The sequence below is a fragment of the Streptomyces sp. NPDC004752 genome (assembly GCF_053601275.1).
The window spans coordinates 1-19,354 of record NZ_JBSGBN010000005.1 but is presented as its reverse complement, the minus strand read 5'-3'; the positions used below and the strand labels follow the sequence as shown (position 1 = coordinate 19,354).

Annotated in this window: 21 protein-coding genes and 3 tRNA genes; 19 read left to right on the top strand and 5 right to left on the bottom strand. The window is 70.3% G+C overall.

Annotated elements, in window-relative coordinates; translation table 11 throughout:
* Positions 1-6: 6 nt before the first annotated feature.
* The 4 genes from ACWEKM_RS03530 to ACWEKM_RS03515 all read left to right on the top strand — a co-directional run bounded on the left by ACWEKM_RS03530 (position 7) and on the right by ACWEKM_RS03515 (position 5,038).
* Positions 7-1,635 (top strand): NADH-quinone oxidoreductase subunit M, encoded by a 1,629-nt coding sequence (locus tag ACWEKM_RS03530; RefSeq protein WP_451619489.1) that lies wholly within the window; start codon positions 7-9, stop codon positions 1,633-1,635.
* Positions 1,632-3,155, top strand: coding sequence for an NADH-quinone oxidoreductase subunit N (locus ACWEKM_RS03525; RefSeq protein WP_451619488.1), 1,524 nt, complete (start codon positions 1,632-1,634; stop codon positions 3,153-3,155). Before ACWEKM_RS03530 ends, ACWEKM_RS03525 begins: the two co-directional genes overlap by 4 nt.
* A 240-nt stretch (positions 3,156-3,395) precedes the next feature.
* Positions 3,396-4,259, top strand: coding sequence for a zinc metalloprotease HtpX (gene htpX / locus ACWEKM_RS03520; RefSeq protein ID WP_451619487.1), 864 nt, complete (start codon positions 3,396-3,398; stop codon positions 4,257-4,259).
* Positions 4,260-4,540: 281 nt separating this feature from the next.
* Entirely contained in the window at positions 4,541-5,038 is a 498-nt protein-coding gene (locus tag ACWEKM_RS03515; RefSeq protein ID WP_451619486.1) for a DUF2231 domain-containing protein, read from the top strand.
* Positions 5,039-5,288: 250 nt separating this feature from the next.
* Here ACWEKM_RS03515 and ACWEKM_RS03510 read toward each other — a convergent pair whose 3' ends face one another.
* Complete coding sequence (locus tag ACWEKM_RS03510; RefSeq protein WP_451619485.1) at positions 5,289-5,690, bottom strand: YccF domain-containing protein; 402 nt, start codon at positions 5,688-5,690, stop codon at positions 5,289-5,291.
* On the opposite strand from ACWEKM_RS03510, the gene ACWEKM_RS03505 reads away from it, so the two are divergent.
* The 3 genes from ACWEKM_RS03505 to ACWEKM_RS03495 all read left to right on the top strand — a co-directional run bounded on the left by ACWEKM_RS03505 (position 5,689) and on the right by ACWEKM_RS03495 (position 7,797).
* The gene (locus ACWEKM_RS03505; RefSeq protein ID WP_451619484.1) at positions 5,689-5,943 is read left to right on the top strand and encodes a hypothetical protein; all 255 of its coding nucleotides are present in this window, start codon (positions 5,689-5,691) and stop codon (positions 5,941-5,943) included. The genes ACWEKM_RS03510 and ACWEKM_RS03505 overlap by 2 nt on opposite strands.
* Before the next feature lie 38 nt (positions 5,944-5,981).
* Complete coding sequence (locus tag ACWEKM_RS03500) at positions 5,982-7,133, top strand: barstar family protein (protein WP_451619483.1); 1,152 nt, start codon at positions 5,982-5,984, stop codon at positions 7,131-7,133.
* Positions 7,134-7,230: 97 nt separating this feature from the next.
* A complete protein-coding gene (locus ACWEKM_RS03495) occupies positions 7,231-7,797 on the top strand; it encodes an SMI1/KNR4 family protein (RefSeq protein WP_451619482.1) in 567 nt (188 codons plus the stop codon).
* Positions 7,798-8,142: 345 nt separating this feature from the next.
* Here ACWEKM_RS03495 and ACWEKM_RS03490 read toward each other — a convergent pair whose 3' ends face one another.
* Positions 8,143-9,027 carry a sigma-70 family RNA polymerase sigma factor gene (locus tag ACWEKM_RS03490; protein WP_451619481.1) on the bottom strand — a complete coding sequence of 295 codons (885 nt, stop codon included), beginning with the start codon at positions 9,025-9,027 and terminating at the stop codon, positions 8,143-8,145.
* A gap of 70 nt (positions 9,028-9,097) precedes the next feature.
* On the opposite strand from ACWEKM_RS03490, the gene ACWEKM_RS03485 reads away from it, so the two are divergent.
* Positions 9,098-9,574 (top strand): carboxymuconolactone decarboxylase family protein, encoded by a 477-nt coding sequence (locus tag ACWEKM_RS03485; RefSeq protein ID WP_451619480.1) that lies wholly within the window; start codon positions 9,098-9,100, stop codon positions 9,572-9,574.
* Positions 9,575-10,014: 440 nt separating this feature from the next.
* Positions 10,015-10,281, top strand: a complete 267-nt coding sequence (locus tag ACWEKM_RS03480; RefSeq protein ID WP_451619479.1) for a GlsB/YeaQ/YmgE family stress response membrane protein — start codon at positions 10,015-10,017, stop codon at positions 10,279-10,281.
* 112 nt (positions 10,282-10,393) lie between these two features.
* On the opposite strand, the gene ACWEKM_RS03475 is transcribed toward ACWEKM_RS03480, so the two are convergent.
* Positions 10,394-10,882, bottom strand: a complete 489-nt coding sequence (locus ACWEKM_RS03475; RefSeq protein ID WP_451619478.1) for a YajQ family cyclic di-GMP-binding protein — start codon at positions 10,880-10,882, stop codon at positions 10,394-10,396.
* A 240-nt stretch (positions 10,883-11,122) separates the two neighbouring features.
* On the opposite strand from ACWEKM_RS03475, the gene ACWEKM_RS03470 reads away from it, so the two are divergent.
* The 3 genes from ACWEKM_RS03470 to ACWEKM_RS03460 all read left to right on the top strand — a co-directional run bounded on the left by ACWEKM_RS03470 (position 11,123) and on the right by ACWEKM_RS03460 (position 12,846).
* Positions 11,123-11,204: transfer RNA gene (locus tag ACWEKM_RS03470), tRNA-Tyr, on the top strand.
* A gap of 841 nt (positions 11,205-12,045) precedes the next feature.
* The gene (locus ACWEKM_RS03465) at positions 12,046-12,546 is read left to right on the top strand and encodes a Dps family protein (RefSeq protein ID WP_451619477.1); all 501 of its coding nucleotides are present in this window, start codon (positions 12,046-12,048) and stop codon (positions 12,544-12,546) included.
* Positions 12,547-12,633: 87 nt separating this feature from the next.
* Positions 12,634-12,846, top strand: a complete 213-nt coding sequence (locus tag ACWEKM_RS03460) for a hypothetical protein (RefSeq protein ID WP_451619476.1) — start codon at positions 12,634-12,636, stop codon at positions 12,844-12,846.
* A gap of 123 nt (positions 12,847-12,969) precedes the next feature.
* Here ACWEKM_RS03460 and ACWEKM_RS03455 read toward each other — a convergent pair whose 3' ends face one another.
* Together ACWEKM_RS03455 and ACWEKM_RS03450 are read right to left on the bottom strand one after the other, a co-directional pair.
* Positions 12,970-13,626 (bottom strand): NAD(P)H-binding protein, encoded by a 657-nt coding sequence (locus ACWEKM_RS03455; protein WP_451619475.1) that lies wholly within the window; start codon positions 13,624-13,626, stop codon positions 12,970-12,972.
* A 348-nt stretch (positions 13,627-13,974) separates the two neighbouring features.
* Positions 13,975-15,237 (bottom strand): amidohydrolase family protein, encoded by a 1,263-nt coding sequence (locus tag ACWEKM_RS03450; RefSeq protein WP_451619474.1) that lies wholly within the window; start codon positions 15,235-15,237, stop codon positions 13,975-13,977.
* A 318-nt stretch (positions 15,238-15,555) separates the two neighbouring features.
* On the opposite strand from ACWEKM_RS03450, the gene ACWEKM_RS03445 reads away from it, so the two are divergent.
* From ACWEKM_RS03445 to ACWEKM_RS03415, 7 genes are all read left to right on the top strand, one after another.
* Positions 15,556-15,628: transfer RNA gene (locus ACWEKM_RS03445), tRNA-Thr, on the top strand.
* A gap of 46 nt (positions 15,629-15,674) precedes the next feature.
* Positions 15,675-15,747, top strand: a tRNA-Met gene (locus ACWEKM_RS03440).
* A gap of 90 nt (positions 15,748-15,837) precedes the next feature.
* Positions 15,838-16,002, top strand: coding sequence for a 50S ribosomal protein L33 (gene rpmG / locus ACWEKM_RS03435; protein WP_003948671.1), 165 nt, complete (start codon positions 15,838-15,840; stop codon positions 16,000-16,002).
* 119 nt (positions 16,003-16,121) lie between these two features.
* The gene (locus tag ACWEKM_RS03430) at positions 16,122-16,574 is read left to right on the top strand and encodes an FAS1-like dehydratase domain-containing protein (protein ID WP_451619473.1); all 453 of its coding nucleotides are present in this window, start codon (positions 16,122-16,124) and stop codon (positions 16,572-16,574) included.
* 3 nt (positions 16,575-16,577) lie between these two features.
* Positions 16,578-17,006: a MaoC family dehydratase gene (locus ACWEKM_RS03425; RefSeq protein ID WP_451619472.1), complete on the top strand. Its 429-nt coding sequence runs from the start codon at positions 16,578-16,580 to the stop codon at positions 17,004-17,006.
* 199 nt (positions 17,007-17,205) lie between these two features.
* Positions 17,206-17,784, top strand: coding sequence for a TetR/AcrR family transcriptional regulator (locus ACWEKM_RS03420; protein WP_451619471.1), 579 nt, complete (start codon positions 17,206-17,208; stop codon positions 17,782-17,784).
* 84 nt (positions 17,785-17,868) lie between these two features.
* A complete protein-coding gene (locus ACWEKM_RS03415) occupies positions 17,869-19,317 on the top strand; it encodes a DHA2 family efflux MFS transporter permease subunit (RefSeq protein ID WP_451619470.1) in 1,449 nt (482 codons plus the stop codon).
* The last annotated feature ends 37 nt before the right edge of the window (positions 19,318-19,354 follow it).

Below are 19,354 nucleotides of genomic sequence, written 5' to 3'. Positions count from 1 at the left end.
GCAGGCGTGATCGATATCAACGAGTCCGTGATGCAGTTCCTTCTGGCATTCGTCGTCGTCGGCCCGCTCCTCGGCGCCGTCGCCGCTCTGCTGCCCGCGCCGCCCGGGCTGAAGGGGAAATCGCCCGAACAGGCCGTGCTGCGCCACGGCGTGACCGTGACCGGCGCGATCCTCGCCGCCACGATCGTCCTCGCGCTCGGCTTCGACCACGACCACCCGTCGAAGATGCAGGCCACGACCGACATCAGCTGGATCCCCGCACTCGACGTGCGGATCCACCTCGGCATCGACGGCATCTCCCTCCCCCTTCTGGTCCTGACCGCGCTGCTGACCTTCCTCTGCGCGCTCTACTCCTACTTCAAGATGCCCGCAGGCCCGTCCCCGAAGGCATTCGTCGCCCTGCTGCTCCTGCTGGAGTCCGGCACCCTCGCCGCCTTCGCCGTCCTCGATCTGCTGCTGTTCTTCCTCGCCTTCGAGATGGTGCTCATCCCGATGTACTTCCTCATCGCCCGCTGGGGCGGTGCGGGGCGGACCCAGGCCGCCTGGAAGTTCATCCTGTTCACCCTGCTCGGGTCCGTCGTCATGCTGCTCGGCCTGCTCCTGATCGGAATCAAGGCGGGCACATTCGACATGATGGCACTCGCCACTGACAACGGTCGGCCGCTGACCACATCCGTGCAGGTCATCGCCGTTTTGGCGGTTGGGATCGGGCTCGCGGTCAAGACGCCGATGTGGCCGCTGCACAGCTGGCTGCCGGACGCCCACACCGCCGCGCCGACCGTCGGCTCGGTCCTGCTGGCCGGCGTGCTGCTGAAGATGGGTACGTACGGGTTCGTCCGGATTCTGCTGCCGATCGCACCCGACGGCTTCCACACCTTCGCGCCCTACCTCGCCGCCTTCGCCGTCGTCGGGATCATCTACGGATCCCTGGCCTGCCTGGCCCTCGCCAAGCAGGGCGCGAAGGGCGACCTCAAGCGCCTCATCGCCTACTCCTCCGTCGGCCACATGGGCTTCGTCCTGCTCGGCATCGCCACGATGACCCCGACCGGCGTCAACGGCGCGCTGTTCGCCAACGTCGCCCACGGCCTGATCACCGGCCTGCTCTTCTTCCTGGTCGGCGCGGTCAAGGAGCGCACGGGCAGCACCGACCTCGACGCCCTCTCCCTCCCGTCGCCCGACCACCGCCCCGCAACGAGCGGCTCCGCCGCGCCGAACCACCTCCTGACCGGCGCCGCGCTGTACGGCAAGGCACCGCGCCTCGGCGGCCTGCTGGCCTTCGCCGCGGTCGCCTCGCTCGGCCTGCCCGGCCTGGCCGGGTTCTGGGGCGAAATGCTGGCGCTGTTCGGAGCGTTCCGGCCCGCCGCCGGCCTCAACCGCCCCGCGTTCCTCACGTTCATGGCGATTGCCGCGTTCGGCACGCTGCTGACGGCCGCGTACCTGCTCATCGTGGTCCGCCGCGTCTGCATGGGCCCCGTACCGCAACAGGCCCCGAAGCTCGCCGACGTCCACACGTACGAGTTCGCGGCCTGGACGCCGCTCGTCGCCCTCACCGTGGTGGCCGGGCTGTGGCCCAGGGCCCTCCTCGGTCTGACCGACCCGGCCGTGCAGCAGCTCCTCGCAGGAGGCACCCCATGAGCCACCCGGCCCAGCCCCTGGCCGAGTCGCTGGTCCAGTCCGTCGACTGGCTCGCGATCGCCCCGCCCACCGTCGCGGCGGTCGTCGGTCTCGGCGTCCTCGTCGCCGACCTGTTCGTGCCCGACGCGAAGAAGGCCGTACTCGGCTGGTGCGCCGTGGCCGGACTCGCCGTCTCGGCCCTCCTGCTGCTGCCGCTCCTCGACGGCGACCGCAGCACCTTCTGCCAGCCCGGCGACGCGCACGTGTGCAGTTACACGGCCGACCGGTTCACCCTCGTCATCCAGTTCCTCGTCCTGGGCGGTGCCCTCCTGGCCGCCCTGCTGTCGGTCGCCGCCCTCAAGGACGGACGCGGGAGAGTCCCCGAAGGGGAGTTCTGGTTCCTGCTGCTCTCCTCCGCCGCGGGCGCCGCCCTGCTGCCCGCCTCCCGCGACCTCGCCACCCTCATCGTGGCCCTGGAAGTCGCCTCCCTGCCCGCCTTCGCCCTCGTCGGCATCCGGCACGGCGACCGCAGGTCCTCGGAAGCCGCCCTGAAGTTCTTCCTGTCCTCGGTCACCGCCACCGCGGTCAGCCTGCTGGGCATCAGCTTCGTGTACGCCTCCACGGGCACCCTCTACCTCGCCCAGATCGCCGACCGCATCCAGCACGTCGACGGTCAGCTCCACACGCTCGCCCAGACCGGCGTCGTCCTCACCCTGGTCGGCTTCGCCTTCAAGACCGCCGCCGTGCCCTTCCACTTCTGGGTGCCCGACACCTACGTGGGAGCACCGCTGCCCGTCGCCGCCTACCTGTCGGTCGTCGGCAAGGCCGTCGGCTTCTCCGGCCTGATCCTCGTCACCGTCGTCGCGTTCCCCTCGTACGCCGACGCCTGGGGTCCCGCGCTCGCCGCGCTGGCCGCCCTCACCATGACCGTCGGCAACGTCGGTGCCCTGCGCCAGCAGGCCACGCGCGCGTACAGCGCGGTACGGCTGCTCGCCTGGTCCTCCGTCGGCCAGGCCGGCTACCTCCTGGTCCCGATCGCCGCCGCCGGTTACTCCGCGGACGCCCGGAAAGCGATCGGCTCCACGGTCGCCTACGCCCTCATGTATGCCGCCGTTAACCTCGGCGCCTTCGCCGTCGCCGCCCTGGTGGGCCGTACGAAGGCGCTCAACCGCGTCAGCGACTACCGCGGGCTGTACACCTCGAACCCCGTGACCGCCCTGCTCCTGGGCTTCTTCCTGCTGTGCCTCGCCGGGCTGCCGCCGGGCATCATCGGCCTCTTCGCGAAGGTCACCGTCTTCTCGGCCGCCGTCGACGCGGGCCTCGGCTGGCTGGCGGTCATCATGGCCGTCAATGTGGTCATCGCGCTCTTCTACTACCTCCAGTGGACGGCCCTGCTGTTCCGTGCCCCGGAAGGCGAGCCCGCGCGGCACCGCGTCCCCGCCCCCCTCACGGCCGCCATCGCCCTCACCGGAGCCCTCGGTATCGCCCTCTCCGGGGCGCCCCAACTGGTACTCCGCTTCGCCAGTACCGGCCTGTTCTGAGCAGCCCGCACACGCGCGTGGAGCACCCGGGCCACACGCGCGTGCCGTGGCGGCGGGCGCCGTCACCCGGACGGTCGATGCTCGGCGCCGCCCTCACAAGGGAACTCGCTGCCCTCGCCTGGCGTTGACCAGTACGGGAGGGTCCACTGGACGTGACATCACAGCACCAGTGGCTTCGGAGATCAGCAAGCACACCAGCAAGCAAAGGGTTCCCCTGCTGCACGATTTGGAGGGCGTACCGTGCACCGCCGGCACAACGGGCTCAGGACCGCAGTACTCCTCGGGGGACTGTCCGCACTCATCATCGTCATCGGCAGCTTCTTCGGCCGCACGGGCCTGATCGTGGCCTTGCTGGTCGCCCTCGGCACGAACGCGTACGCGTACTGGAACAGCGACAAGCTGGCGCTACGCGCGATGCGTGCCCGTCCGGTGAGCGAGTTCGAAGCCCCGGCCCTCTACCGCATGGTCCGCGAGCTGTCCACGCAGGCCCGCCAGCCCATGCCCCGCCTGTACATCTCACCCACGGAGGCGCCGAACGCGTTCGCGACGGGCCGCAATCCGCGCAACGCCGCGGTGTGCTGCACCGAGGGCATCCTGCGCATCCTGGACGAGCGCGAGCTGCGCGGCGTCATCGGCCACGAACTCAGCCACGTCTACAACCGGGACATCCTCATCTCGTCGGTCGCCGGCGCCCTCGCCTCGGTGATCATGTTCCTTGTCAACTTCGCCTGGCTGATTCCGATCGGCCGCTCCGACGACGACGAGGGCCCCGGGCTGCTCGGCATGCTGCTGATCATGATCCTGGGCCCGCTCGCCGCCAGCCTCATCCAGCTGGCCATCAGCAGATCCAGGGAGTACGAGGCGGACGCCTCCGGAGCCCAGCTCACCGGCGACCCGCTCGCCCTCGCCAGTGCCCTGCGCAAGCTCGACGCCGGCACCAAGCAACTGCCCCTGCCCCCCGAGCCCAGGATCGAGACCGCGAGCCACATGATGATCGCGAACCCGTTCCGTCCGGGCCAGGGGCTGTCCAAGATGTTCTCCACGCACCCGCCCATGGCCGACCGAATCGCCCGGCTTGAGAAGATGGCAGGCCGCAACCGGTGAAGACCGTCCCGAACAAGATGTGACTCGGCTGAGCGGCCTCCGGCCGTTCCTCGACCGCCTGCTCGCGGGCGGGTCGACGCACCCTTCGGTGATCACCGGGGGCGGCGACTCAGGGCAGAACAGCTAGGTGTATTGATCACGAGCGTGGCGCAGTACGCGTCCGACATCTCCGAACGCGATCCCGCCGCTTTCCAAGGTGTCCGCCGCCCCTAACACCTGAGAGGAAACTGAGAGATTGCCGTGCCAGGCTGGCGCGCCCACCCATGCTGAGGAGCGCCTCGATGAGTCTGGTCAACGGCCTGCCCGCCCATGTCCTGCTGGTTCACATAGTCGTCGTGCTGGTACCTCTCACGGCACTGGCCTTGGTGGTGGCAGCGTGGTGGCCGCGCGCCGCCCGGCGGCTGGGCCCGCTGTTGCCGCTGCTGGCCCTGGTCGCCCTGGTCAGCGTGCCGTTGACCACACAGGCCGGCGAGTGGCTGGAACGGCACGTGACCAGCGACGACCTGGTACGGCGGCACACCGAGCTGGGTGACGGGCTGTTGCCCTGGGCCTTGGGTCTGTTCGTGCTGGCCGCAGCCGTGTGGTGGGCGACGCGGAGCGTTTCGGCGGAGCCTGGGCGTGGCGGCGGAAAGCGCTGGTCGGCCCTGCCCGTCCGGATCGTCGTGGGGGTCCTTTCGCTGGCCGTTGCGGTGGGAGCGGTTGTGGACGTGTACCGGATCGGCGACTCCGGAGCGAAGGCGGCCTGGCACGACAATGTCTCGCAGACGGCGACGCCTTGAGTCACCGCTGACATGGGCGGCTTCGGGACACTCCAGGGCCGCGCACTCGAGCAGGGGCGACATGTCCGGGCCGGGCCGGCGGATGCCCTCATTCTCCCCGGCCCCCTCCCGTGTGTCGCCGACCCACACTCCGTGGAGCCGACGTGCTCCCTGGCACTGCGAACTTCCTGGCACTGCGAAGCACGCGTCGGCGCAGCCGAGCCGGGAACCGCGCCCGGCGGCGCGGAGCAATCTGGTCGGCCCGGACAGGTCAGCGTCCGCCGAATGCCTCATCGGTCGGGACGACCTCGTGACCCAAGGGCGTCAGGGAGATCGGAATCAGCTTGAGGTTCGCCCAGCCGAAGGGAATTCCGATGATCGACAGGAAGAGCGGGATGCTCGTGATCAGGTGACCGAGGGCGAGCCACCAGCCCGCGAAGACGATCCAGATCACGTTGCCGATGCACGAGGGGGCCCCGGCGTTCTGCTTCGGCACCGTGGTGCGCCCGAAGGGCCAGAGCACGAAGCCCGCGATCCGCAGCGAGGCGATACCGAAGGGAATCGTCACGATGAGGACGAAGCAGATCAGCGCGGCCAGGGCGTAGGCGATGGCCATCCAGATCCCGCAGAAGATCAACCACAGGACGTTGAGGACGAGGTTGATCGGTTTCATGATCGCTGCTCCTTCAGGAGTGACACTCGTACGCGGTCTCACCAGCCAGTATCCGGCGCTCAAGTATGAAGCCGTAACTACCGCGGTCTTGTGGGAGAGTTGTGAGCGTCGGGGAGCGATCCGGTTCGCCATCGCCACCTTCAAGCTGATCCGGGTGCTCCTGCTTTCGCCGGGACGTGAGATCGTCCCCACGGACCAGCTGGGACCAGCCGTTCGCGACGCGCTGATCACGACGGGGGAGTACGGCGGGTGAGCGCGGCGGGTGAGCGCGGCGGGGGAAGGAAGACACAGGTGGGGGCACCGCGGTACGCCGTCATGGTGGATGACGACGAGGGCGAAGTCCAGGAGACCGTGGCCCTGTGCGAGGACGCGGAAGACCTCTGCGCGGATGAACCCGAACTGGACCGTGGCATCTACGAACTCCTCGGCTGCGCACCCGAAGGCGGCTTCGCGGTCACCCTCGCCCACGCGCGAGCCACCGGCTCGGCGCCGGTCGGACTGCTCGTCCTGGAGGTCCTCGACAGGCGGGGCGACGGGTTCGGCCGGCACTATCTGTCCGACGTCCGCGTCCTCGACGACCGCCCCTGCGCGCGCGACCTGTCCCTGCGCGACGTGACCATCGAGGCGTCCGTGGACGAGGAAGACCGGATCGTCTCCCGTCCTCGACCGCTGTCCGCCGGTTACCGGCTGCTGGGCCAGGACTGGGCGCACAACTCGTTCGAGGAGCCGCTCGGTACCTGCAAGGACGTGATCACCCCGCTCGACGGATCGCACGAGTCCCACGAAACGCCGCCCGTGCGACTGCTCGACTGCTCAGTGACCGGCGCCCTGCGCACGGCGATGGAGGCCGGCAAGGAAGACCTCGGGCCGGCCGTGCTGGTACGCCTGGACAGATCCGGCCGCCCGATCGGGATCGCCACGGACGGCGACCTGACCGCCTGCGCCCCGGCCGCCCGCGGGCACGGCCCGGTCGACCTCACGCTGGCACCGCGGTCCCGGCGACCGCCCACCGTCGCCCGACAGGTCTGGCGGTTGTGGGAGGACGGACGGCCGACCGAGCCCAACGCATGGGCGGAGTGCAGTGCGGAGGGCCGCGAGTACTGGCTGACGACCGCCCTCCACCACCACGGTCGCGGACCCGACAGGTCACCGGGCACGACCTACCACCTCCAAGGCCGGTTCGTCACCGACGCCCCCGGCTTCTTCTGCGCGCTCGGCGAAGCCGTGAACGGCCCCGGCGGCTACTTCGGTTGGGGTCTGGACGCCACCGCCGACGCCCTCTGCGGCGGCTTCGGGGCGACCTGGCCCTTCACTCTTGTCTGGCACGACTCCGACGTCGCCCGCACCTGCCTCGGCCCGACCCCGCTGCTCCGGGGCCCGGAGAGCTTCGAGAGCCTCGTACGGTTCCTCACCCGGAAAGGCATCGAGGTCCGGCTGGACTGATCACTCGTCACCCACCACCGCCGCCCACGGTTTTCCACAGGCCCGAGGTTGTCCACAGGCCCGCCCGATTGTCACAGGCGGCCTGCATCATGAAGCCATGACCGAGATCGAGCAGTTGCTGACACGGGTGGCCGCACAGGCCCGCACCTCCCGTCCATGGGGCTGGCCTTCGCTGCCCAACCCCGTCGACCCGGCCGCGCCGGTCCGTGCCCAGGCCGCCCTGGGCTTCGCCCTGCCACCGCTGCTCGCCTCGCTCTACAGCCGCATAGCGGACGGCGGCTTCGGCCCGGAGTACGGCCTGCTGCCCCTGCTCGACAGCCCGCCCTCCGGCGAACCGGCCGCCGTCGCCCAGTACCTCGCCAACCGCGACGAGGGCCGCAAGGATCCGGACTGGCCCTGGCCCGAGGGCGTCCTGCCGATATCCCACTGGGGGTGCGGGATGTACGCCTGCGTGGACTGCCGCACCCCGGAAGCCACCGTCCTGCTCTACGAGCCGAACGCCGACGAGGCCGACCACGCCTGGTACGTGGACGCGCCCAGCCTCACCGACTGGCTGCGCGCCTGGCTCGACGGCACCGGCTGGTACGAGGAGAGCAATCACGGCATGGACATGGAGCCGTGGGCCGACTTCCGGAGCCGCACGGCACCCTTGCGGACCCCCTGAAGCCGGGCCCGGCACCGGGCCCCTCCCGACCGCGGTCAAGACGCGGCCCTCCACCTTGTCCCACCGTTCTCAGCGCGCCCCGTCCACCGCGGTTCGCCGTAACCCGCTCCCCTCCCCCCTCACCGCGAGCGCCCCCGCGCCCACAGCCGTCGCGGTCGCAGGCAGCGCGAAGCCCTGAAGCAGCCCACCCGGCCCTGACGTGCCCCCGATGCGCAGCCGCCCGGCATCGGCCCGACCTGACCCGACCCGAGAGGAGACAGCCCACCACCACACAAGCGAGGCCCCAGTACACGGTCGCGATCACCGCACCAGCCAGGCGGACTTCTCGGTCAGGAGGTCGGGCGGTCAGACGGTCAGGCCGAGGGCGGTCAGACGGTCGGGATCGGTGAGGATGTCGAGTCCGATGATGCGGCCGTCTCGGATGGTGAAGGACATGACGGACAGCGGTCGGCCCTCGCTGAACGAGACAACGCCAGGTGTGCCGTTGACCAGCACCAGACGCGCGTCCGCTGCGAAGCGCGCGAAGGCGATGGCCTGGGACGCCACGTCGGCTGCGCCGCGCCGCAGGACGCTCGGGACGAGCGTGCCGCCGTCGGAGCGCGCGATCACATTGGGGTCGAGGACGGCCAGGAGCGCCTCGAAGTCGCCGCCGCGAGAGGCGGTCAGAAAGGCGTTGACGACGTCGCGTTTGCGGGCGTTGTCCGTGTCGGCCGTCGGGGCGGCGCCCTGAACACGGCGGCGGGCACGGCTGGCGAGCTGTCGGGTGGCGACCACCGTGCGGCCCAGGATGGCGGCGATGTCGTCGAAGGGCACGTCGAACAAGTCGTGCAGGACGAAGGCGAGCCGCTCGGCCGGGGAGAGGGTCTCCAGCACGACCATGAGGGCGATGCCCACCGCGTCCGCGACCAGGACCGCCTGCTCAGGATCGTGGTGGCCAAGCCGGGTGACCACCGGGTCCGGCAGCCGGACCTGCCCGTCGTGCTCGGGCAGCGGATCCTCGCGCCGGGAGGTCCGCGAGCGCAGCATGTCCAGGCACACTCGACCCACGACCGTGGTGAGCCAGGCCCCCAGGTTCTGCACATCGCTCACGTCGGTGCGGCTGAGCTTGAGCCAGGTCTCCTGGACGGCGTCCTCGGCCTCGGCGAGCGACCCCAGCATCCGGTAGGCCACCGCCCGCAGTCCCGGCCGCTCCGCCTCGAAACGGTCGGCCAGAAAAGCATTGCCGGTCACCTGTCACACCTCCGCGCCGTGATCCGTCGGTCCAGTGACAGACGCTAACGGATCACCAGGAGAGCATCGGATGAACGCCATCACCATGACCACTGCCCGGATGAAGAACCCCGCCCTTGTCCTGCCGGAGGCCAAGCAGGGCATCCAGAACATCTACAAGGCCATGTACCAGGGCGGCGTCGCCCCGCAGATCCTGGAGCTGGTCCACCTGCGGGCCAGCCAGATCAACGGCTGCAGCGCCTGCGTGTTCGCTGGCGTGGCAGGCGCGCAGAAGCACGGCGAGAGTGACGAACGCCTCCACTCCGTGGCCGCCTGGCGCGAAGCACCGTTCTTCACCGCGGAGGAGCGCGCCGCCCTGGCCCTGACCGAGGCCGCCACCCGGATCGCCGATCGCTCCGGCAAGGCAGTCCCCGACGGGGTCTGGGACGAGGCAGTGGACCACTTCAATGAGGAGCAACTCTCCGCGATCATCCTGATGATCAGCCTCACCAACTTCTTCAACCGCATCAACACCACCATCGAAGAGCCCGCCGGCGCCAGTTGGTGACCGGCGCGGCCGGGCCCCGGCGCCGGGACCCGAGGCGCATACGGGCGGCGAGCCATGCCGATGGACAGGGCGTTGCAACGGGCCTGTCTGTCCGCGGCGGCCAGCCCGGGGAGCCGTCCCGGCGCCGCCGTCCACCGCGGGTCCCAGCACGGAGAAGACGTCGGCCCGGACCATCGAGCCCAGGCCGACGATCAGGCGTTCCGGACCCAAGGGGGCGCTGCGGGGCGGAGGCGGTGGGTGTCACGGGGCCGTCACCGTACTGATCGCCGCAACCGGTCAGGGCCTGCGCGGCGTCTTCTGGAGCAACACGGCACGAACAGGCAGGCGCAGGACGGATGGCCCGGACCACGGGCCGTACGGCCTGCGCAGCACAGTCGGCGTTGACGGACATCACAGCGCCCGAAAAGTGCGAGCACAGCGTGGGAGGGCAGGTTGACGCCATGAGCATCATCGGTTGGATCGTCCTGGGACTGTTGGCCGGCGCCATCGCCAAGATCCTGTTGCCGGGGCGTGACCCGGGCGGCTTCATCGGCACGACCCTCATCGGCATCGCGGGCGCGTTCACCGGCGGCTGGATCTCGGCCCGCTGGCTGGACCACCCCATCACCAAGGACTTCTACGACGGGGCCACATGGGCGGCCGCGATCGGCGGCTCGCTCGTCCTCCTGATCCTCTACCGCCTCCTGTTCGGCAACTCGCGCAACTGATCTGAGCTCCGGACGCGCTGCCGACAGACGAGAAGGGCGGGCCGCCTCGGATGCCCACCCTTCCTCGGGGATGCGTCGTTCCCGGACCCGCGTGGGGCGCGGACCGGTGGGACTACCGGTAGTTCACGAACTGCAGCGCGAAGTCGAAGTCCTGCCCCTTCAGGAGGGCGATCACGGCCTGGAGGTCGTCCCGGCTCTTCGAGCTGACGCGCAGCTCGTCGCCCTGCACCTGGGCCTTCACGCCCTTCGGGCCCTCGTCGCGGATGATCTTCGCGACCTTCTTCGCGTTCTCCTGGGAGATGCCCTCCTGAATCGACGCGAAGATCTTGTACTCCTTGCCGGAGAGCTGGGGCTCGTCCGCCTCCAGCGCCTTCAGTGAGATGCCGCGCTTGATCAGCTTGGACTGGAAGACGTCGAGGACAGCCTTGACCCGCTCCTCGGAGTTCGCCTGCATCAGGATCTTCTCGCCGGACCAGGCGATCGAGGCACCCACGCCCTTGAAGTCGTAGCGCTGCGAGATTTCCTTGGCGGCCTGGTTGAGGGCGTTGTCGACCTCCTGCCGCTCGACCTTCGAGACGATGTCGAAACTGGAGTCGGCCATGTCCTGTGGCTCCTTGTATCAGGGTGCGTTTCGGGTGCGTTTCGGGTGCGTGCCGACGTGCGCGGAGGCAGCCGCCGAGCCCGGTGCGCGACCGGGCCGCATCCGCACCAGCCTAGCCATCCGATGCGGGCCGGGTGCCGATCAATCGGGTGGCGGAGCACCCCTGGGCATCGGGTATTGTTTACGTCGTTGCCAGGGAGCACCGCCGAAAAGTGGGCTCCACACGGCAGCAAAATCCCAGGCGGTGTGCCCGAGCGGCCAAAGGGAGCAGACTGTAAATCTGCCGGCTCAGCCTTCCCAGGTTCGAATCCTGGCGCCGCCACACGGAGACGAAGGGTCCGTGACCTGTCAGACGGCAGGTTACGGACCCTTCGTCGTGTGAGTACGGCATGTTGTTCTGACGCAGCGAACAGAGATCTCGGTGTGTGCGCCGCCTGTCCTCGTCGGCGAGGATTCGGCTCCGGTGTCGAACCGGGGGACCCGGCGCGGTGACGAAGATCATAAAGGGGTCCGCCGTGCCGCAGGGCTGCTTCTGGGCCTATGTGACGATAGTTGAGGATGCGGTGGACCTCACGGGCCGGATGTGGATCGTGGGCTTCAACTGGCCGTTGATCGCAGGGTTGGTGTACGGGCTCAGCCGGTTCACGAAGTCGAGTTCCCCCCTGTCGCAGGGGCGGAACCGCTGGGTCGGGACATGGAGCGCGGTCGTTCTGGGCCAGGGTCCACGGCTTCCGGTCCGCCACGGCGACCTTTGTCGCTCCACGACGCTCAGTGTCCCGGCAGGTCGGCCGGGGAGCCTCCGGATCACGGCACCGTCGGAGACCAGCCGTTACCGGCGGCGATGGTCCCGGGGAACGGCGCGTGGGACGGCCGTACGGCCACCGGGTCATGGACAGCACCGTGCCCGGCGCCGGACAGCACCGTGCCCGGCGCCGGACAGCACCGTGCCCGGCGCCGGACAGCACCGTGCCCGGCGCCGGACGGCGCCGTCTGACCCCACCGGCGCCGCCGCAGTACGGCCATGACCTGCCGATCTCGCATGTCGCCCAAGCGGATCAGGCGCGGTGGCGGCGGAGGGGGACCTCCGTAGCCTTGATCGCGTAGGGAGAGGGGCCTCCCGTTCCAGGGGGGTGCTGTGCACTGCTGCCACAAGGAGTCATGCCATGACCGCTTCTTCTGAAGGCACCCGGCGTTCGGAAGCCGATGTCACCGGCTTCACGGCCTCGCCGCAGATGGCCCAGGCGTTGCAACAGATCCTGGTGGATCTCGTCGAACTGCATCTTCAGGGGAAGCAGGCCCACTGGAACGTGGTCGGCCACAACTTCCGTGACCTGCACCTGCAACTCGACCACATCGTCGACGACGCCCGGGAATCGGCCGACGTCATCGCCGAACGCATGCGCGCCCTCGGCCACTGGCCGGACGGCCGCTCCGACACCGTGGCGGCGAGCACCACACTCCCCGCGTTCCCGGAGGGAGAGGCGAGCGTGAGCGCCGTTGTCGATCTTGTCACCGCGCGCCTGCGTGCCGCTGTCGACACCGTGCGCAGCTACCACGACCAGGTCGACAACGAGGATCCCTCCACCGCCGACCTGCTGCACGCGATCATCGACTCCCTGGAGAAGCACGCCTGGATGGTCAGCGCGGAGAACCGAACCGACTGACACCGTCCCCGCGGTGCCCGGGCTTCGGCACGGCAGATCACATGCGCGTGGCCGGGTTTGCGCGGGGCCATGGAGGACACTGGCTCCATGGCCTCCCGTCGTAGAACCTGTCCGGTGTGCCGTCGTGACATCGCCGTCGTCGCGGGACGCTTCGCGCGGCACGACCCACCCGGCGCGCGCGAGAGCGGCGAACTCGTCTCGTGCGCCGGCTCGCGGCGACAGGCACAACTGGACGCGATCCAGCCGACGTTGGACGGGTACGCCGTGCCGGACTTCCCGGGGCAGTTGCCCCTCTTCTGATGGATGGTGTTCTGGACGTTCTGATCGATGATGCCGACCGGTTCAGCGGGTTCGACCGGTCAACAGATCCAACGGGCCGCGGGCTGCTTCAGTTCCCCGCCACCGACTTCCCCGCAGGCGGCCTCAGTTCCCTGCCACCGACTTCACCGCGACCGACACCGGTGTCGACCCGCTGATCAGCTCCAGCGTCAGACCGGCCGTCGCCCGGCTCTCCACCAACTCCGCCAGTACGGCGGCCACGTCCGCGCGCGGGACGGAGCCGCGCCCCGTGTGCGCCTCCAGGCGTACGAGGCCGGTGCCGCGCTCGTTCGTCAGCATCCCGGGGCGAACGATCGTCCAGTCCAAGGCGTCCAGGCCGGTCACGTACGCGTCGGCCGCACCCTTGGCACGCAGGTAGGCGTCGAAGACGTCGTCCCCCTCGTGGGCCGGGTCCGCGCCCATCGAGGAGACGACGAGGAAACGGCGTACGCCCACCTGGACGGCCGCGTCGGCGAACAGCACCGCCGCGCCCTTGTCCACGGTCTCCTTGCGGGCCGTGCCGCTGCCCGGGCCGGCGCCCGCCGCGAACACGGCGGCGTCCGCGCCCCGCAACCGCTCCGCGACATCCTCGACCGAGGCCGACTCAAGGTCGAGGACGATCGGCTCGGCACCGGCTTCCCGCAGATCGCCTTCCTGTTCGGCCTTGCGGATGATCCCCGCGACCTCGTCCCCGCGCGCGGACAGGAGCCGCTCCAGCCGCAATGCGATCTGACCATGACCGCCGGCAATGACAATGCGCATGTTTCCGACCGTACGCCCGAAGAGCCGCATCCGCCGCACGAGTTCGGCCGCGTTCCCGCGCCGCGCACGCAGACCGCTCGCACCCCGGCGCACACCCCTTGGCCGACCGCGGTCGGCGTCGGCCCGCTCCCCGCGGGCACCCCGCGTGCGAGCCCTCGTCGCGCGCCTCTCTTCACCTCACCCCACCCGCTTCCCCCCTCGCTCCTACCGGCCCGTCCAGTGCCCCAATCCCACCCCGCGTCGGCCCCGAGCCCCAGCTCCGGGCCCCACCGCCCCCGACCACCGGGCCTATGGCCCCGGCCCCTGCTGATCCGGCTCCACCACCTCACGACACCTTGCCTCGCCCCCTCACGACACCTCGCCCCGCCCCTGGCGCGGCAGCCCCAGTTCCGCGGCGACCCCCGAGTTGCAGTACTCCCGTACCGCGCTGGTGCGCGCAACCACGCGCCCCCGGTGCACCACGATCCGGCTGTACGCGAGGGAGAGCGCGCCGGCCAGATGTTGACCGCGTACCGCGAGCAGTTCAGCCGGGAAGCCGGCCTCCACGCGGACCTCGGGAAGGCCGAGGACGGCGCGGGCCGAGGCGCTCACGGCGTCGTACGCCTCCTGCGGGCGCAGCCCGTGGCCGGAGGCCAGCAGGTAGGCGGCCTCCAGGGGGTCGCCGCGGCCGACCGGGTTGGACACGTCCCGCAGGGCCCCGCTCCCGGCCGCCACCCGCACCCCGGCGGCGCGCAGCAGCCGTACCGGGGCCGTACCCGGCCGCTCGACGCCGCCGCAGCCGCCCTGCGGCAGGCACACCACGGTCACCCCGGCCGCCGCCAGCCGGTCCGCGACGCGGGCGGCCGCCTCGGTCGGCAGCCGGGACAGGCCGCCGCACGGGCCGAGGGTCACACCGGGCCGCAGCCCGCCCGCCATCGCCGCGAGCCGGGCCAGGCGGGCCGGGTCGGATGCGTCCGTGTGCAGGTCGACGGGGCAGCCTTGCTCGGAGGCCACCTCCAGGACCGTCTCGACGTAGCCCGTGGGATCGGGGTCGAGGTCGGGGCAGCCGCCCACCACGGAGGCGCCCATCTTCAGCGCGTCGCGCAGTATCGCCAGCCCGTCGGCCCCGGCCACCCCCGTCAGCAGCCGCGGCACGGCCACCGTGGTCAGCTCCGCGAGCCCGCGCAGCGAGCGCCGCGCCTGAAGGACGGCGCCGAGCGCGCCCAGCCCCTGGACATCGCCCACGCGCACGTGTGCGCGCAGTGCCGTCGCCCCGTGTGCGAGTTGCAGCAGCGCGGCCTCCGTCGCCCGGCGCTGGACGTCCTCCGCGTCGTACGAGACGGGTCCGCAGTGGTCGGCGGAGAGCGCGGTGTCGGCGTGGGCGTGCGGTTCCACCGGGGCCGGAAGGAGCAGGTAGCCGTTGAGGTCGACGCGGGCGCCGGAGCGGGCCGGTCCCGGCGCCAGGCTGCCGGCCGTACCGACCGCCTCGATGCGTCCGCCGCCCAACCGCACGTCCACGGTGCGGCCGTCGGTGAGCCGCGCACCGCACAGGACGAGGGTCCCCTCGGACCGGCCCGGCGAGCCCGGGGGGTTCGACGAGGGCGGGGGTGGCTGCGGCTGGCTGTCGGGCATCGGGGTCCAGGGGCTCGGGGCTGCGGCTCGGGCTGCGCGGGAGGAAGGCTGTGCGGGAGGAAGTGAACGGACTCTTGATCACGCAGAGTGAGTCGAGCCTAGGCCGGTGAGTCGCGCATGGCGGGGAGGAGCGCAATAGTCGTACCGGTGTGGTCCGTCCGGTCCGTTACGCGCGCGTGGAGCGTCCTCTACGCGCGCGTGGAGCATCTCCGGAAGAGGCCCGCGAGGCTGCCGGTACACGGGCCGAAGGGGCCTGGACGGGCGGTACGAAACGGATTTGGGTGAACGGTGGCCGAGCGTGTAATGTCTTCATCGCTCGCCCCAATAGCTCAGTCGGCAGAGCGTCTCCATGGTAAGGAGAAGGTCAACGGTTCGATTCCGTTTTGGGGCTCTGGTGTGAGAGGTTCCCGTTGCGAGACGGGGCCCGATCTCATCAAAGCGGTGTAGCTCAGTCGGTAGAGCAAGCGGCTCATAATCGCTGTGTCACCGGTTCAAGTCCGGTCACCGCTACTGACAGTAGCCGATTGCGGGGTCGGTCCTTCGATCGGCTACTCTTTCTTGCGTTGAATCAGTCCATCCGTCCGTCATAGGAGCACTCACGTGGCTGCCACCGACGTCCGCCCGAAGATCACGCTGGCCTGCGTGGAGTGCAAGGAGCGGAACTACATCACCAAGAAGAACCGGCGTAACAACCCGGACCGTCTTGAGATGAAGAAGCACTGTCCGCGCTGCAACGCGCACACCGCGCATCGCGAGACGCGCTGACCATCAGGCTCGTACACGAGGCCGCCCCCGACTGAGGGGGCGGCCTCGTGTCGTTTCCACCGGCTGGAACCCAGCTACCTTTGTGAACCATCACAGCTGACATCTGGAGGTGCCGGGCCATGCCGCTCGACCAGTCCTTCGTGGGGCGGAGCTACCCGCCCACCGAGCCCTACGAGGTGGGCCGGGAGAAGATCCGCGAATTCGCCGAGGCGGTCGGGGACACCAATCCGGTGTACCGGGAGCAGGAGGCCGCCAAGGCACTCGGCCACCCCGATGTGATCGCGCCGCCGACCTTCGTCTTCTCGATCACCTTCCGGGCCGCGGGACAGGTCGTCGAGGACCCGCAGCTCGGCCTCGACTACAGCCGCGTGGTGCACGGCGACCAGAGGTTCGCGTACACGCGCCCGGTGCGCGCGGGCGACCGGCTCCAGGTCACGTCGACCATCGAGGCCGTCAAGTCCATGGCCGGAAACGACATCCTGGACATCCGGGGTGAGGTGTACGACGAGGCGGGCGAGCATGTCGTGACGGCCTGGACCAAGCTGGTGGCGCGCGCGGCCGGGGAGGCATGAGAGATGACGGCGAAGATCGCTTACGACGACGTGGAGGTCGGCACCGAGCTGCCGGCGCAGACCTTTCGGGTGACCCGCGCGACGCTCGTGCGCTACGCGGGCGCCTCCGGGGACTTCAACCCGATCCACTGGAACGAGGAGTTCGCCAAGGAGGTGGGGCTGCCGGACGTCATCGCGCACGGCATGTTCACCATGGCCGAGGCGATCCGGGTGGTCACCGACTGGACCGGGGATCCGGGTGCGGTCGTCGAGTACGGCGTCCGCTTCACCAAGCCCGTCGCCGTCCCGAACGACGACAAGGGCGCCGTGATCGAGGTCGGCGGCAAGGTCGCGGCCAAACTCGACGACAACACGGTGCGGGTGGACCTGACGGCCATGAGCGGCGGCCAGAAGGTGCTCGGCATGTCCCGGGCGCTCGTACGCCTGGCCTGAGTCGGCATGTCCGGCCTGGGCGTTGGGCAACGGCGGTAAGGGGCGTCCCCCATTGAGGGCGCCCCTTACGCGTTCAGGGCACCTCTTGTGCGTCCAGGGCACTCCTGACGCGCCCAGGGCGCGTCCTGCGAGTCCCGTCCCCGCGACGTTCGGACGGCATCGCTTGACCTAGTTAGTGATTGAGTACTAACTTACTCGCATGGTCAGGATGAGCGCGGACGAGAGACGCGAGGGCGTCATTCGCGCGGCGATCACGGAGTTCGCACAGAGGGGCTACTACGGCACCTCGACCGAGGCGATCGCCAAGCGGGTAGGGGTCTCGCAGCCGTACCTCTTCCGGCTCTTCGCGGGCAAGAAGGCCATCTTCGCCGCCGCCTCGCAGCGCTGCATCGACGACGTGTGCCAGGTCCTGGGGGAGGCGGGTGAGGGTCTTGAGGGCGAAGAGGCGGTGCACGCCATGGCCCAGGCGTATGTGCGGCTGATCCAGGAGCAGCCGGAGCGGCTCCAGATGCAGATGCAGACGTATATCGCGGTCGCCGCCGCCGAGGCGGAGGGCGACCACCGATTCGGCGAGTCCGTGCGGGCCGGCTGGATGCGGCTGTGGGAGGTCGTGCATCTGCCGCTCGGGGCCGACGAGCACGAGACGACGACCTTCCTGGCCTACGGGATGCTCATCAACACCCTTGCGGCCATGGGCTTTCCGCCGGGCCACCGGGTCTGGCAGGGGATGTACCCGTCCGCCCGGATCGGGGAGCCGACGGACGGGCAGGGGGACTGAGGCGGGGCTACGCAGCCGCCGCCGTTTCATGCCCTCGAAAGTTAGTAATCAATAACTAATCATCGATCACGCTCTGGGGGAGCGATGCCACAGCAGACCGCACCGACCACGGAACGCCGCGGGGGAGTCGTCTGGGCCCTCGTCATCACCGGCGTCGCCGGCTTCATGGCGTCTCTGGACAACCTCGTGGTGACCACCGCCCTGCCCTCCATCCGCGGGGACCTCGGCGGGGCGCTGGACGACCTGGAATGGACCGTGAGCGCCTACACGCTCACCTTCGCGGTCCTGCTGATGCTCGGCGCCGCGCTCGGCGACCGCTTCGGCCGACGCCGCCTCTTCCTCGCCGGGCTCACGATCTTCACCGCCGCCTCGGCCGCCGCGGCCATGGCGCCCGGCATCGACTCGCTGATCGCGGCCCGCGCGGTGCAGGGCGTCGGCGCGGCGGTGATGATGCCCCTGACGCTTACCCTGCTGACGGCGGCCGTGCCCGCCGCCAAGCGCGGGATGGCGTACGGCATCTGGGGCGCCGTCACCGGTCTCGCGGTGGCCTCCGGGCCACTGATCGGCGGCAGCCTCACCGAGCATGTCTCCTGGCACTGGATCTTCTGGCTGAACGTGCCGCTCGGCCTGGCCCTGCTGCCGCTCGCCCGATTCCGTCTCGCCGAGTCCCACGGCACCGGCGCCCCGCTCGACATCCCCGGCACCCTGCTCGCCAGCGGCGGCCTCTTCGGGATCGTCTACGGACTGGTCCGCGGCCCCGCCGACGGCTGGACCGACGCCGTCGTGCTCACCGGCCTGCTCGGGGGCGGCGCGCTGCTGATCGCCTTCGTCGTCCACGGCTCGCGCGCCCGGAACCCCATGCTCCCGATGCGGCTCTTCCGCTCCCGCGCCTTCGCCGGGATCAACGCGGCCAGCCTGCTGATGTTCCTCGGGATGTTCGGTTCGATCTTCCTGCTCAGCCAGTACATGCAGGGCGTGCTCGGCTACTCGCCGACCGAGGCGGGCTTGAGGATGCTGCCGTGGACCGGTATGCCGATGCTCGTCGCGCCCCTCGCCGGGATCCTCTCCGACCGCATCGGCGGCCGTCCCGTCGTCGCGGCCGGTATGTTCCTCCAGGCCGTCGGGCTCGGCTATCTGGCCTCCGTGGTCACCGCCGATGCCTCGTACGCCGCCCAGTTGCCCGGCCTGATCATCAGCGGCATCGGCATGGGGCTGTACTTCGCCCCGGCCGCCGACCTGGTCATGTCCAGCGTCCGGGCGTCCGAGCAGGGCATCGCCTCCGGCGCCAACAACGCCCTGCGCGAGGTGGGCGGCGCGCTCGGCATCGCGGTCATGTCGTCGATCTTCTCGGCACAGGGCAGCTACGAGTCCGCGCAGTCCTTCGTCGACGGCCTGCGGCCCGCCCTGGTGACGGGCGCCGCGACGGTGGCCCTCGCCGGGGTGGCCGCCCTGCTGATCCCGGCCCGCCGCACCCCCGGCCGGATCGTGACGTCGGCCGAACCGGCGCCGGCACGGGAGACCGCCGCCCGCTGAACGCCCGACCGGCACGCGCGTGTACGGCCCCGTCCCC